This is a genomic window from Rhizobium sp. BT04 (genome assembly GCF_030053135.1).
Lineage (GTDB): Bacteria > Pseudomonadota > Alphaproteobacteria > Rhizobiales > Rhizobiaceae > Rhizobium > Rhizobium binxianense.
On sequence record NZ_CP125652.1, the window covers coordinates 2,511,469 to 2,524,659 of the forward strand.

Consider the following 13,191-nt stretch of genomic DNA (forward strand, 5'->3'; position numbering starts at 1 on the left):
CCACAGCCGAAAACGGCGTGGCACAATAATAATCAGCTAACGCTAATGCATGTCGCCTGGAAGTGTGCAGCGGTTCCAGGATAACGACATGCATTAGAATAAAAATTTAAAGCGCGTCGCACCAATCAAGTTCAACCGGATGCGCTTTAAAGTAAATCCTGCAGCATCGGGATGAGCGGCTCGTCGGCCGGCGGCATCGGGTAATCGCGAAGCGCCTGCGGGCGCACCCATTTCAGCGCCTGGCCCTCCCGGCCCTGAGGAATGCCCTCATAGCGCCGGCAGATATAAAGCGGCATCAACAGGTGGAAAGTCTCGTAGGAGTGGCTGGCAAAAGTGAGCGGCGCCAGACAGGCGATCTTGGTGTTGATCCCGAGTTCTTCCTCAAGCTCGCGCACCAGCGTTTCCTCCGGCGTCTCGCCGGGCTCCACCTTGCCGCCGGGAAACTCCCACAACCCCGCTAGCGACTTTCCCTCGGGACGCTGTGCCAACAGGATACGCCCGTCGGCATCGATCAGCGCGCAGGCGGCGACCAGCAAAATCTTCCGGCCGGCATTGCTCATCGCGGCTCCCGCTGCCAATAACAATAATGATAGGCATCGCGAAAGCCGAGGCGTTCATAGAGGGCGATGGCCGGACGGTTGGACAGCTTCACCTGCAGCCAGGCCGATCGGGCGCTGCGCATGCGCGCCCAGCGCAGCGCCGAGGTCAGGATCTCGGTGCCGAGTCCCTCGCGCCGCCGCGTCTCGGAGACCGAAAGCGACATGATGCCGGCAAGGTCGTTGTCCTGTACGCAGAGCACGGTCGCCAGCGGGCCGTCCGCCGCATTCTCGATCATGAACAGGCCCGATGGCGGCTTGATCGCCGAAATGATTTCGGCGAGCGCCGGCTTCAAGCTCAGTGGTGCCCGCTCGACGGCAAGGTTGGCGTCGACGAAACGGCCGACATCATGGGTCGGCAGGTGATCGAGCGTATCCGGCAACGCGGCCTCGGCAAGGTCGCAGGTCATCACCACAGTCTCGTCGAACCGCGTCCAGCTCTGCGCGCTGAGAAGCTCGATCAGGACAGGCGAAGCAAGCGGCGTCTGGCGGATGACGGCGGCGCGGCCATAGGCCTCGAACTTCCGGCTCGCCTTTTCCAGGCGGATTTCGACGTCGCGATGATCCGAAGGATCGAGCGGCACGATCGAATTCAGCCGGTTGGACGGATGGCCGGCCGTCAGCCGCACCTGCCAGCTGCCGTCATATTGCACCGACGCCGCCGGCCAGGCACGGAAGCCGACGGCCTCCAGCCTGCGCACCAGCGGCAGATTCTGTGAAGAAATGGATGCCTGCGTCAATGAACGATCAGCTCCGATAGTCGCCATTGATCGCAACATATTCCTTGGTGAGGTCGCAGGTCCAGACGGTTGCGGTGCCGGCGCCGAGGCCGATATCGACTTTCACGGGGATATCCTGCGCCTTCATGACGGCAGAGGCGGCCACCTCGGAATAATCCGGGTCACGCTCGCCATTGACGGCGACCCTGATGTCGCCGAACCAGATGGCAAGCCGGTCTCGGTCGGCCATCTCGCCGGATTTGCCGACGGCCATGACGATCCGGCCCCAATTCGCGTCTTCGCCGGCGGCTGCCGTCTTGACCAGCGGCGAATTGGCGATCGACAGTCCGATGCGCTTGGCGGCGGCATCGCTTTCGGCGCCCGTCACGGTGATTTCGAGCATCTTGGTTGCACCCTCGCCGTCGCGCACCACCTGCAGCGACAGATCCTTCAACACGTCGTTGAGGGCGGCGCGGAAGGCGGCAAGGCGCGGATCATCGGCGCGTTCGATGCGGGCCTGGCCGTCCTCGGCCGCGGCCCCCGTCGCAAACAGCATCAGCGTATCGGAGGTGGAAGTATCGCTGTCGACGGTCATGGAATTGAAGGTCGGACCGACGCCGTCAGACAGAAGCACCTGCAGGGCGTCGGGCGCGATGTCGGCATCGGTGACGACGAAGGAAAGCATCGTCGCCATGTCGGGCGCAATCATGCCGGCACCCTTGGCAATGCCGTTGATCGTGACAGTGACGCCGCCGATCTCGGCGCTGCGGGTCGAAACCTTCGGATAGGTGTCGGTCGTCATGATCGCCTTGGCGGCCTCGAACCAGAAATCGCCGGTCGCTTCGATCTGCATCCGGTCGAGGACGCCTGCGAATTTGGTGGCGTCGAGCGGCTCGCCGATGACGCCGGTCGAGGCCAGATAGACTTCGTTTTCGGCGCAGCCGACGGCAGCGGCAGCAGACTTCGCCGTCAATGCAGTCGCCTGGCGGCCCTTTAGGCCGGTGAAAGCATTGGCATTTCCGGAGTTGACGACGACGGCGCGGGCGCTGCCATGAGGGAGATTGGCCCGGCAGAAATCGACTGGCGCCGACGGGCACTTCGAACGAGTGAAGACGCCGGCAACCGCCGCCGGTCTATCGAAGACCATCATCAGCACGTCGGTGCGGTTCTTGTACTTGATGCCGGCGGAAGCCGTCGCCATGCGCACACCGCGCAGCGGCGGCATCGAGACGAAGGATTTCGGAGCGAGCGGAGAGACGGAACCGGACATGATGAGACCTGCCAATGAGCATTTCCGGGCGAAAAATGGAACCGGCTCGCCATCGGGAAATGCGACAACAACAACGATAGTGAAGGGCCCGGAAGAACCGGGCCCAGATGCAAATATTACGGCTTCGGTGCCGGTGCGGCAGGCTCGCTGCCCGGCTCCGGCTGCTTGTTGGCCTGGTCGTAACCCTTGCGCAGCGTCTCGTCCGTGATCTCGATCTTGGTCGAGGCCTTCGCCTTGTTCAGAAGCTCGAGATACTTGTCACGCATGACGAGCTGACGAACCTGATCCTGCACCTGCTCGAAGGGGGGCGGCGGGGCGTCGCGCTTATCCTCGACCTTGATGACGTGATAGCCGAAATCGGTCTTGACGGGCGTCTTGGAATAGGTGCCCTTCTCAAGCGCGAAGGCTGCGTCCTCGAATTCCTTGACCATGCGGCCGCGCGAGAAATAGCCGAGATCGCCGCCTTCCGACTTGTTCGGATCGGTGGATTTTTCCTTGGCGAGCTCGGCGAAATCCTTGCCGGCATCGAGCTGCTTGATGATGTCCTTGGCTTCGTCCTCGGTCTTGACGAGAATATGACGGGCGTGGACTTCTTCCTGCTTCGGCAGGGCGGCGACTTCCTTGTCGTAGCGGGCCTTGACTTCTTCAGGCGTCACGACGTCGACGACATGCTTCTTGAAATAGGCGTTGTGCAGTTCGCGATCGGCGAGATACTGCATGCGCTTCTTGAATTCGTCGGTCTGATCGAGCTTCTCGGCCGCAGCGTCGGCGGCAAGCAGCTTCACGTCGATGGCTGCGGAAAGGGCTGCGACCTTCTTCTGGTCATCGGGAAGCTGGGCCAGTTGCGGATCGAGATTGGCGACCGCGAGGTCGAGTTCCGACTGGTGAATCTCCAGATTGCCGACCTTGGCGATGACGGCGTCATCGGCATAGGCCGGAGCTTGGAGCGCAACAAAAGTTGCAAACGCCAGAACGGCAAGTTTGTTGGTGGTCAACATGAAATACCCTTCACAGTTACATCGCCGGTTTCAGCATCGCCTGAATCCAGCCCAAAATAGCCATCAACACCGGATTGTGGCCTTTCTGTATCCGCCAAATCCGTTGACATCATTCGACCCCCCTCTTATCTGTCACGCAACCTCGCGTCCAGAACAGTTTCCGGGCGTTTTAAGGCGCGCGCCTGATTTTCGGCTGGGCCGCGAACAAGAAACGTCGGGGATGAATATTGAGAAAGGACCAGTCATATGGTCAGCTTTGGCGGTATAGCCCGCAAGTTATTTGGGTCTTCCAATGACCGCCGTGTGCGGTCCTACCAGCCGAACGTCATCGCCATCAACTCTATCGAAGAGAAGACCAAGGCCCTGACGGACGAGCAGCTCGCGGCAAAGACCGTGGAGTTTCGCGCCCTGCTCGCCGAGGGCAAGACGCTCGACGACATTCTGATCCCGGCTTTTGCCGTCGTGCGCGAAGCTTCGCGCCGCGTTCTCGGCCTGCGACCTTTTGACGTACAGCTGGTCGGCGGCATGATCCTGCATTCGAATGCGATCGCCGAGATGAAGACCGGCGAAGGCAAGACCCTCGTCGCCACCCTGCCGGTCTATCTGAACGCGCTTTCCGGCAAGGGCGTGCACGTCGTCACCGTCAACGATTACCTCGCCCAGCGCGATGCCGCGACCATGGGCCGCGTCTACGGCTTCCTCGGCATGACCACCGGCGTCATCGTCCACGGCCTCTCCGACGAAGAGCGTCACGCGGCCTATGCCTGCGACATCACTTACGCCACCAACAACGAACTCGGCTTCGATTATCTGCGCGATAACATGAAGTACGAGAAGAACCAGATGGTCCAGCGCGGCCACAACTTCGCGATCGTCGACGAAGTGGACTCGATCCTCGTCGACGAGGCGCGCACGCCGCTGATCATCTCCGGCCCGCTCGACGACCGCTCCGAACTCTATAATACGATCGACGCCTTCATTCCGATGCTCGTCCCCAGCGATTACGAGATCGATGAGAAGCAGCGCTCGGCCAACTTCTCCGAAGAGGGCACCGAGAAGCTGGAAAACCTGCTCCGCCAGGCCGGCCTCTTGAAAGGCAATGCACTCTACGACATCGAGAACGTCGCGATCGTCCACCACGTCAACAACGCACTGAAGGCCCATAAGCTCTTTCAGCGCGATAAGGACTATATCGTCCGCAACGACGAAGTCGTCATCATCGACGAGTTCACCGGCCGCATGATGCCGGGCCGCCGCTATTCGGAAGGTCAACACCAGGCACTCGAAGCCAAGGAAAAGGTGCGGATCCAGCCGGAAAACCAGACGCTGGCCTCGATCACCTTCCAGAACTACTTCCGCATGTACGCCAAGCTCGCCGGCATGACCGGTACGGCGCAGACGGAAGCGGAAGAATTTGGCAACATCTATAATCTTGATGTCATCGAGGTTCCGACCAATCTGCCGATCAAGCGCCTCGACGAGGACGACGAGGTTTACCGGACCTTTGACGAGAAGTTCAAGGCGATCATCGAGGAGATCCTCGACGCCCACAAGCGCGGCCAGCCGGTGCTCGTCGGCACGACCTCGATCGAGAAATCGGAACTGCTCGCCGAGCGCCTGCGCAAGCAGGGCTTCGACGACTTCAAGGTGCTGAACGCCCGCTACCACGAGCAGGAAGCCTATATCGTCGCCCAGGCCGGCGTGCCCGGTGCCATCACCATCGCCACCAATATGGCCGGCCGCGGTACCGACATCCAGCTTGGCGGCAACCTCGACATGCGTATCGAGCGCGAACTCGGCGAAGTCGAAGCCGGCCCGGAGCGTGACGCCCGAATCCAGGCGATCGTCGAGGAGATCAAGGAACTCAAGCAGAAGGCGCTCGCCGCCGGCGGTCTCTATGTCATCGCCACCGAACGCCATGAAAGCCGCCGTATCGACAACCAGCTGCGCGGCCGCTCCGGCCGTCAGGGCGACCCCGGCCGCTCGAAATTCTATCTCTCGCTTCAGGACGACCTGATGCGCATCTTCGGCTCCGACCGCATGGACAGCATGCTGACCAAGCTCGGCCTCAAGGAGGGCGAGGCGATCGTTCATCCCTGGATCAACAAGGCCCTGGAGCGCGCCCAGAAGAAGGTCGAAGCCCGCAACTTCGATATCCGCAAGAACCTCCTGAAGTATGACGACGTTCTCAACGATCAGCGCAAGGTGATCTTCGAGCAGCGTCTCGAACTGATGGAATCGACCAATATTTCCGAGACCGTTTCCGACATGCGCCGTGAGGTGATCGAGGACATGGTCGAAAAGCATATCCCCGAGCGCGCCTACGCCGAACAATGGGATGCAGCCGGCCTGAAGACCGGTGCTTTGAATATCCTCAATCTCGACCTGCCGGTCGAGGACTGGGTGAAGGAAGAAGGCATCGGCGAAGACGATATCCGCGAGCGCCTGACGGAAGCGGCCAACGCCGCCTTTACCGAAAAGGCCGAGCGTTTCGGCGACGATATCATGCATTATGTCGAACGATCGATCGTCATGCAGACGCTCGATCATCTCTGGCGCGAGCACATCGTCAATCTCGACCATCTGCGCTCCGTCATCGGCTTCCGCGGTTATGCCCAGCGCGATCCGCTGCAGGAATACAAATCGGAAGCCTTCGAGCTGTTCACGGCGCTGCTCAACAATCTGCGCGAGGCCGTGACGGCCCAGCTGATGCGCGTCGAACTGGTGCAGCAGGCCCCTGCCGAGCCGGAACCGCCGCTGATGCAGGCCCATCACCTGGACCCGACGACCGGCGAGGACGATTTCGCCCCGGCGATCTACCAGGCGTCGGAAGTCATCGTTTCTCCTGAGAACCGCAACCCCGATGACCCGGCCACCTGGGGCAAAGTCGGCCGCAACGAGACCTGCCCCTGCGGCTCCGGCAAGAAATACAAGCATTGCCACGGCGCCTTCGAGCAGGTCTGAGGCAAGCCGCAAGGATCCAGAAAATGCCGCCTTCGGGCGGCATTTTCTTTTCTGCGGCAACGCCTGACAATCGCAATTTCGACGTCGGGCAACAGGCCCGATCCGGAACCGTTTCTTAACCCTGTTCTGTCAAGACTTCGGCTGCGATTTGCCTGACCTTTAGAGTTTTGCGTGTTCATCATGGCGGTCATAGAAACAGCGGAGAAGATGCTGCCCGCGGGTCTGCGCCCGATCGGCAGCCGTACGCTGCGCATGCTTGCGGCCGTGCTCACCGAACGCGGAGAGAAGGCCGCCGCCCAGCGCATGGCGCTGACGGCCTTTTCGATCCGCATCCTCAGTGCAGCCCTTGCCTTCGTCTCCCAGATCGTGCTTGCCCGGCTGATGGGCGAATATGAATACGGCATATTCGTTTTCGTCTGGGTCCTGGTCGTCGTCTTCGGCGATCTCTCCTGCCTTGGTTTCCACACGGCAATCGTTCGCTTCCTGCCGCAATACCGGGCAGCCGGCGCCTTCGAGGAAATCCGCGGCCTGACCGGCACGGCGCGCATCTTTGCGCTGCTTTCCGGCACGGCGATGCTCGTCGCCGGCATGCTCGGACTGCATTTCTTCGGCCATATGATCCAGGTCTATTATCTCATCCCGATCTTCCTCGGCCTGCTCGCCATGCCGATGATCGCGCTCGGCGACATTCTGGAAGGCACGTCGCGGGCGAACCATTGGCCGGTGATGGCGCTGAGCCCGGTCTATATCGTCCGCCCGATCCTCATCATCGCCTTCATGCTGATCGCCATTGCCATCGGCGCCGAGCATACGGCCGTCACCGCGATGCAGGCAGCGCTCGCCGCGACCTTCGTCACCGCACTTGGCCAGTATGCCGCAACGCTCTATCGCCTTCGACGGCATTATGACGAAGGCCCGCGCAAGGTCGAATTCCTCGCCTGGTTCAGCGTCGCCTTTCCGATTTTTCTGATCGAGGGCGTGAGCTTCCTGCTCACCAATTCCGATGTCGTCGTCGTCGGCATCTTCCTGGAGCCGCACGACGTCGCCATCTACTTCGCCGCCGCCAAGACGATGGCGCTAGTGCATTTCATCAATTTCTCGGTCAAGGCAGCCTCCGGCCCGCGCTTTTCCTCGATCATCGCCGAAGGCGACCATGCACAGCTGGCGGTCGCCGCCGTCGACGCCGCCCGCTGGACCTTCTGGCCGGCGCTCGGGGTCGGCCTTGCCGTGCTCGGCGCCGGACATCTGCTGCTGTCGCTGTTCGGCGGCGCCTTCACATCAGGTTATGTGGTGATGGCGATCCTGCTCGCCGGCATCCTCGCTAAGGCGTTGGTCGGCCCGGCCGAAACGTTGCTGATGATGGCCGGCAAGCAGAACCTCTGCGTTGCACTCTATGTCGGCGCATTGGCCGCCAATGTCGGCCTCAACCTTGCTTTGATCCCGCATTACGGCATCGAAGGCACCGCGATTGCCACGGCCTCGGCCATGGCGGTCGAGGCGATCCTGCTGCATCTCGCCGTGCGCCGCGCGCTCGGCATCGTCCTTTTCGCCTTCGCCAGCCCCTCCGCCGCAACGCCAGAAATGAGAGTTCGATAGATGGTGCGTATTCCCCCCGTTACCGAAAGCACCGACAGCATCGCCAACCGCATGGTGCATGATCTCGCCGCGCTGAATTTCGAAGCGCCGCGGGCCGAAGCGCGCGCCGAGATCGGCCGGCCGGGGCGCGAGCTCTGCCTCTATCCCGGCAAGCTCGGCTATGAGCTTCAGGAAGAGCTCGATTTTCTCTCCAACCGGGCGATGGAGCCGAACGTCTTCTTCTCCGGCCGCTTCCTTGCACCCGCCATGCCGCGGCTCGAAGACCGGCAGGTGAACTTCGCCCTGATCCGCGACCACAATGGCGGCGGCCGCAGCCGCATGCGCTTCCTGATGCCGTTTTCGATCGACAAGCCGGGCTTTGCCGTCGGCCCGTCGATCATCCGCGGCTGGTCGAACAGTTTCGGTCCGCTCGGCACGCCGCTCGTCGACAGCGAGGATGCCGCCGAAACCCTCGACAATCTCTTCGAGGGGCTGATCGCGCGCGATCTCAATCTGCCCGGCATACTGGTTCTGCCGGATCTCAGGCTGAACGGCATCTTCGTGCGCATGCTCAAGGCCGTGGCGCTCAGCCGCAATCTCCCCGTCACCGTCACCAATCCCTATCTGCGCCCGATGCTGCAGAGCGACGAAGAGGCGCCGGCCTATCTCAGCAAAACCGTCTCCTCCTCGCATATGCGCGAGATGCGCCGCCAATGGCGCCTGCTGGAGGAACAGGGAACGGCGGTCTATGCCGTCGCCCGCCAGCCGCGCGAAATCCATATCCGCTTCGAGGAATTCCTGGCAATGGAAGCCGGCGGCTGGAAGGGCAAGCGGCGAAGCGCTCTCGTCACCGATCGCTACCACACGGCCTTCGCCCGCGAGGCGGTATCGAATCTTGCCGCCGTCGATGCCGTGCGTGTTCACACGATCGATCTCAACGGCAAGGCGATCGCCGCCATCGTCGTGCTGATGATGGGAGGCGAAGCCTATACCTGGAAGACCGCCTATGACGAAAACTATGCCCGTTATTCGCCGGGCAAGCTGTTGATGAGCGAACTGACCGAATGGCATCTCGACGACGCCAATATCGTCCGCTCCGATTCCTGTGCCGTCTCTGACCACCCGATCATGAGCCGCTTCTGGCAGGAGCGTGAAGAGATGGGAACGCTGGTGATCGGCCTGACGCAGAACAGCGACCGCGACATGCGCCAGGTCACAGCCCAACTGCACATGTACCGCAGCACCCGCAACATGGCGAAGATGCTGCGCGAAAAGATCATGTCGCTGGCCGGCCGGGGCTAGAGCCCTTCCTGGTCAGCTTGAAGCATTCTGCCGGAGCAGGTTTTCGTCAGGGCAGAGGCGATTGGCGAAGGGCATACCTCTTGGTACGCTCGAGCCGATCGCCTCTGATCCTGGCGCAAAGATGCCCGGCCCTTCGGGTTGGCTGAAACGGGCCGCCTGCTCGACCGGCCGGCTTGGCCGTCGAGCTTACTACGACGCGCCGGCCGGTCGACCATCCGACTCCGTTTGAGCCGGCAGAATGCTTCAAGCTGACCAGGAAGGGCTCTAACCTTCGGCCGCCGCCCTCTCGCGCAGCAGCCGGCGGATCACCTTGCCGGTGGTGGTCAGCGGCAGGGCATCGATGAATTCCACCTCGCGTGGATATTCGTGCATCGAAAGCCGCGTCTTCACCCATTCCCTGATATCGGCGGCCAGCGCCTCGCTTGGCGGATGGCCCGGTGACAGCACGATATAGGCCTTGACGATCTCGGTGCGCACGGCATCGGGTTTGCCGACGGCGGCCGCAAGCTGCACGGCGGGATGGCCGATCAGGCAGTCTTCGATCTCGGCCGGGCCGATGCGGTATCCCGACGAGGTGATGACGTCGTCGTCGCGGCCTTCGAAGGTGACGTAGCCCTCGGCGTCCTGCCGGCCGATATCGCCGGTGAGCAGCCAGCCTTTGGCGAATTTTTTCTCGGTCGCCGCCGCATCGTCCCAATAGCCGAGGAACATCACGGGGTCGGGACTGGCGATGGCGATCTGGCCCGGTTCGCCCACGGGCAATTCGTCGCCCGCCTCGCTGACGATCGCGACGCGATGCCCGGGCACCGCCCGTCCGATGGCGCCCGCCTTGGTGACGCCATAGGCACCACTTGAAGCGAGCACGAAATTGCACTCCGTCTGGCCGTAGAACTCGTTGACGGTGATGCCGAGCGTGCGCCGCGCCCATTCATAGGTCTCGCGGCCGAGCGCCTCTCCGGCCGAACCGATGGTGCGCAGCACCAGATCGTATTTGGACAGCGGATCGGCAACGGATCGCATCAGCCGCAACGCCGTCGGCGGAATGAAGGCATTCCGCACCTTCATCTCCGCCATGATGCGATAGGCCATGTCGGCATCGAATTTCTGCGCCGGCGACGAAACGACGGGAACGCCGAGCAGCAGGCTCGGCAGCAGTGCGTTGAGCAGCCCGCCCGCCCAGGCCCAATCGGACGGCGTCCAGACCTTGTCGCCGGCTCGCGGAAACCCCTCATGGGCAAACTGCATGCCGGGAATATGGCCGGGCAGGACGCGGTGGCCATGCAACGCACCCTTCGGCGGCCCGGTCGTTCCCGAAGTGAAGATCATCAGCGCCGGATCGTCCGGGCCGGTCCTGGCGGCGTCGAAGACGGGGGAATGGCCACTCACCAGATCACCAAAGGCAGCCGCATCGGCACTGGCCCCGTCGATGCTGACCACGTGCTTCAGCATCGGCAGGCGACCGCGGATCTGCCGGATGCGCTCGAGGCCGAAGCCATTGGTGATAGCGGCCGCCACGCCTGCCGCCTTCAGCCGGTATTCCAGCGCCTCGACGCCGAAGAGCAGCGCCAGCGGCAGCGCAATCGCGCCGGTCTTGTAGATCGCTACATGCGCGATCACCGTCTCGAAGGATTGCGGCAAGAGCAGCGCGACGCGATCGCCGCGTTTGATACCAAGCGAAACGAGCGCATTGGCGAAGGCCGAGGACTGGTCGGCGAGCGCGCGATAAGTCATTGCGCGGTGACGGCCATCCGGGCTGAAATGTTCGAGGCAGACGCGCTCCGGCGCCCGGGCCGCCCAGTCGTCGCTGACGGCGCGGCCGATATTGAAAACTTCGGGAACCCGCCACGAGAAATCGCGATAGAGATCGTCGTAGCGATCATGGGGCGGCAGTATCATAGGCGAAATCCGGTGAATGTTGCACCAGCTAACACCTTGTGCTGCAAATGCGCAAGCGGCCGGTCCGGGCGGCGATCACAAGCGCGGCTTCACAGCCCATCACGCATTGTTGTGCGCATGGCAGAACGGATTCTTCGCCAAGCGCCCTGCGACTTTGCCGGTTTCCGCACTAGATCTTGGGAAACCGCCTGGGGGCATCGGAATTGGGTCCGCCAATTCATCACGGAGTCGTTTCATGGAATACGCGAAATTTGGAAAGACCGGTCTGGAAGTGTCGAAAATCTGCCTCGGCTGCATGACCTTCGGCGATCCCGGCCGCGGCAATCATGCCTGGAGCCTCAGGGAAGAGGAAAGCCGAGCGATGATCAGGCAAGCGATCGACCTCGGCATCAATTTCCTCGACACCGCCAATACCTATTCCAACGGTTCTTCAGAAGAGATCGTCGGCCGCGCCATAAAAGATTTCGCCAAGCGCGAGGACATCGTGCTGGCAACCAAAGTGTTCAACCGCATGCGGCCGGGTCCCAACGGCGCCGGCCTGTCGCGCAAGGCGATCTTCGACGAGATCGAAAACAGTCTGCGCCGCCTCGGCACCGACTATGTCGACCTCTACCAGATTCACCGTTTCGACTATACGACCCCGATCGAGGAAACGCTGGAGGCGCTGCACGACGTCGTCAAATCGGGCAAAGCGCGTTATATCGGCGCCTCCTCCATGTATGCCTGGCAGTTCGCCAAGGCGCTTTACGTCTCCAGGCTGAACGGCTGGACCGAATTCGTCAGCATGCAGGATCACCTCAACCTGCTCTACCGCGAGGAAGAGCGGGAAATGCTGCCGCTCTGCGAGGATCAGAAGATCGCCGTCATCCCCTGGAGCCCGCTTGCCCGCGGCCGCCTGACCCGCGACTGGGACGAGACGACCGCACGCAGCGAAACCGACGAATTCGGCAAGACGCTCTATACCCAGTCCATCGATGCCGACCGCAGAATAGTCGAGGCCGTCGCCGAGATCGCCAAGGCCCGCGGCATCTCCCGCGCCCAGGTGGCAACCGCCTGGATCCTGCAGAAGAGTGCGGTGACCGCCCCAATCATCGGCGCGTCCAAGCCGAACCACCTGACCGACGCTGTTGCCTCGCTCTCGGTGAAGCTTGCCGCCGAGGAAATCGCGGCCCTGGAAGCACCCTACATCCCGCACGCGATCGCCGGCTTCAAGTAGTCGCTGGTCGGCTGCCGGGGTCGAGCTGCCGGCGCATCGTCACCAGGAACTGCTCGGCAAGCGCCCGGTCCTCGACCGCGCGGGCGAGAATGACGGCGCCCATCATCGAGGAGAGCGTCGTCGCGGCATTGGCGCGGCGTTCTTCTTCGGTCTCGCCGGGAACGATATCGGCGAGCGTGTCGACCAGCACGGATAGCCCGTCGCTGAAGACTGCGCGGACAGCGCCGCGGCTGCGGCTCACCTCCTGGATCAATGTTGCGAAGACGCAGCTGCCGCCCGGATCGTCGACCGTACGCCAGTGGATATAATGGTCGAGAAGTGCAGCCAGCGGCCGGTCCGGCGCTTCGGCGATATGCTCCTTCCAGCGCGTTTCCACCCTGTCGATCAGCTTGCGGCTGACCTCCAGCGCCAGATCGTCCTTCGAATCGAAATGACCGTAGAAGCCGCCATGGGTCAGGCCCGCCGCCTTCATGATGTCGGCGACGCCGACGCCATCGAAACCGTTTTCGCGGAAAAGCACGCCGGCAACGCTCAGGATCTTTTCGCGGTTTTCGGCAAATTTTTCGCGGCTGACCCGCATTGTCGTCTCCAGAAATAGTCGCTTGACAAAATATATGACGTCCATCATCAATACGCAAGAAATATGATGGCCATC

At 62.2% G+C, this 13,191-nt stretch carries 10 protein-coding genes; 4 read left to right on the plus strand and 6 right to left on the minus strand.

All coding sequences use genetic code 11. The features are described 5' to 3' along the window. Positions 1–146: 146 nt before the first annotated feature. The 4 genes from mutT to QMO82_RS20730 form a co-directional block, all read right to left on the minus strand. On the minus strand, positions 147–560 hold the full coding sequence (mutT, locus tag QMO82_RS20715) for an 8-oxo-dGTP diphosphatase MutT (protein WP_183610602.1): 414 nt from the start codon (positions 558–560) through the stop codon (positions 147–149). Then, entirely contained in the window at positions 557–1,363 is an 807-nt protein-coding gene (locus QMO82_RS20720; protein ID WP_183610601.1) for an N-acetyltransferase, read from the minus strand. Before QMO82_RS20720 ends, mutT begins: the two co-directional genes overlap by 4 nt. Further along, positions 1,344–2,585, minus strand: coding sequence for a bifunctional glutamate N-acetyltransferase/amino-acid acetyltransferase ArgJ (gene argJ, locus QMO82_RS20725; RefSeq protein WP_183610617.1), 1,242 nt, complete (start codon positions 2,583–2,585; stop codon positions 1,344–1,346). Before argJ ends, QMO82_RS20720 begins: the two co-directional genes overlap by 20 nt. A 116-nt stretch (positions 2,586–2,701) precedes the next feature. Next, a complete protein-coding gene (locus QMO82_RS20730) occupies positions 2,702–3,583 on the minus strand; it encodes a peptidylprolyl isomerase (protein WP_183610600.1) in 882 nt (293 codons plus the stop codon). A 246-nt stretch (positions 3,584–3,829) separates the two neighbouring features. Here QMO82_RS20730 and secA point away from each other — a divergent pair, with 246 nt between their 5' ends. From secA to QMO82_RS20745, 3 genes are all read left to right on the plus strand, one after another. Next, positions 3,830–6,547: a preprotein translocase subunit SecA gene (gene secA, locus QMO82_RS20735; RefSeq protein WP_183610599.1), complete on the plus strand. Its 2,718-nt coding sequence runs from the start codon at positions 3,830–3,832 to the stop codon at positions 6,545–6,547. A gap of 180 nt (positions 6,548–6,727) precedes the next feature. After that, on the plus strand, positions 6,728–8,143 hold the full coding sequence (locus QMO82_RS20740; protein WP_183610898.1) for an oligosaccharide flippase family protein: 1,416 nt from the start codon (positions 6,728–6,730) through the stop codon (positions 8,141–8,143). Further along, positions 8,144–9,424: a GNAT family N-acetyltransferase gene (locus QMO82_RS20745; protein WP_183608733.1), complete on the plus strand. Its 1,281-nt coding sequence runs from the start codon at positions 8,144–8,146 to the stop codon at positions 9,422–9,424. A gap of 264 nt (positions 9,425–9,688) precedes the next feature. Here the strand turns inward: QMO82_RS20745 and QMO82_RS20750 are convergent, their stop codons facing one another. Continuing rightward, positions 9,689–11,320 carry an AMP-binding protein gene (locus tag QMO82_RS20750; RefSeq protein ID WP_183608732.1) on the minus strand — a complete coding sequence of 544 codons (1,632 nt, stop codon included), beginning with the start codon at positions 11,318–11,320 and terminating at the stop codon, positions 9,689–9,691. A 235-nt stretch (positions 11,321–11,555) separates the two neighbouring features. On the opposite strand from QMO82_RS20750, the gene QMO82_RS20755 reads away from it, so the two are divergent. Further along, a complete protein-coding gene (locus tag QMO82_RS20755) occupies positions 11,556–12,536 on the plus strand; it encodes an aldo/keto reductase (protein WP_183608731.1) in 981 nt (326 codons plus the stop codon). On the opposite strand, the gene QMO82_RS20760 is transcribed toward QMO82_RS20755, so the two are convergent. Further along, complete coding sequence (locus tag QMO82_RS20760) at positions 12,529–13,116, minus strand: TetR/AcrR family transcriptional regulator (RefSeq protein ID WP_183608730.1); 588 nt, start codon at positions 13,114–13,116, stop codon at positions 12,529–12,531. The two genes, QMO82_RS20755 and QMO82_RS20760, sit on opposite strands and share 8 nt — an antisense overlap. Between the last annotated feature and the right edge of the window lie 75 nt (positions 13,117–13,191).

What these genes read in the sequence shown, in the direction of transcription:
- mutT (WP_183610602.1), bottom strand. Translation starts at nt 560, where the DNA reads ATGAGCAATGCCGGCCGGAAGATTTTGCTGGTCGCCGCCTGCGCGCTG.
- QMO82_RS20720 (WP_183610601.1), bottom strand. Translation starts at nt 1,363, where the DNA reads ATGGCGACTATCGGAGCTGATCGTTCATTGACGCAGGCATCCATTTCT.
- argJ (WP_183610617.1), bottom strand. Translation starts at nt 2,585, where the DNA reads ATGTCCGGTTCCGTCTCTCCGCTCGCTCCGAAATCCTTCGTCTCGATG.
- QMO82_RS20730 (WP_183610600.1), bottom strand. Translation starts at nt 3,583, where the DNA reads ATGTTGACCACCAACAAACTTGCCGTTCTGGCGTTTGCAACTTTTGTT.
- secA (WP_183610599.1), top strand. Translation starts at nt 3,830, where the DNA reads ATGGTCAGCTTTGGCGGTATAGCCCGCAAGTTATTTGGGTCTTCCAAT.
- QMO82_RS20740 (WP_183610898.1), top strand. Translation starts at nt 6,728, where the DNA reads ATGGCGGTCATAGAAACAGCGGAGAAGATGCTGCCCGCGGGTCTGCGC.
- QMO82_RS20745 (WP_183608733.1), top strand. Translation starts at nt 8,144, where the DNA reads ATGGTGCGTATTCCCCCCGTTACCGAAAGCACCGACAGCATCGCCAAC.
- QMO82_RS20750 (WP_183608732.1), bottom strand. Translation starts at nt 11,320, where the DNA reads ATGATACTGCCGCCCCATGATCGCTACGACGATCTCTATCGCGATTTC.
- QMO82_RS20755 (WP_183608731.1), top strand. Translation starts at nt 11,556, where the DNA reads ATGGAATACGCGAAATTTGGAAAGACCGGTCTGGAAGTGTCGAAAATC.
- QMO82_RS20760 (WP_183608730.1), bottom strand. Translation starts at nt 13,116, where the DNA reads ATGCGGGTCAGCCGCGAAAAATTTGCCGAAAACCGCGAAAAGATCCTG.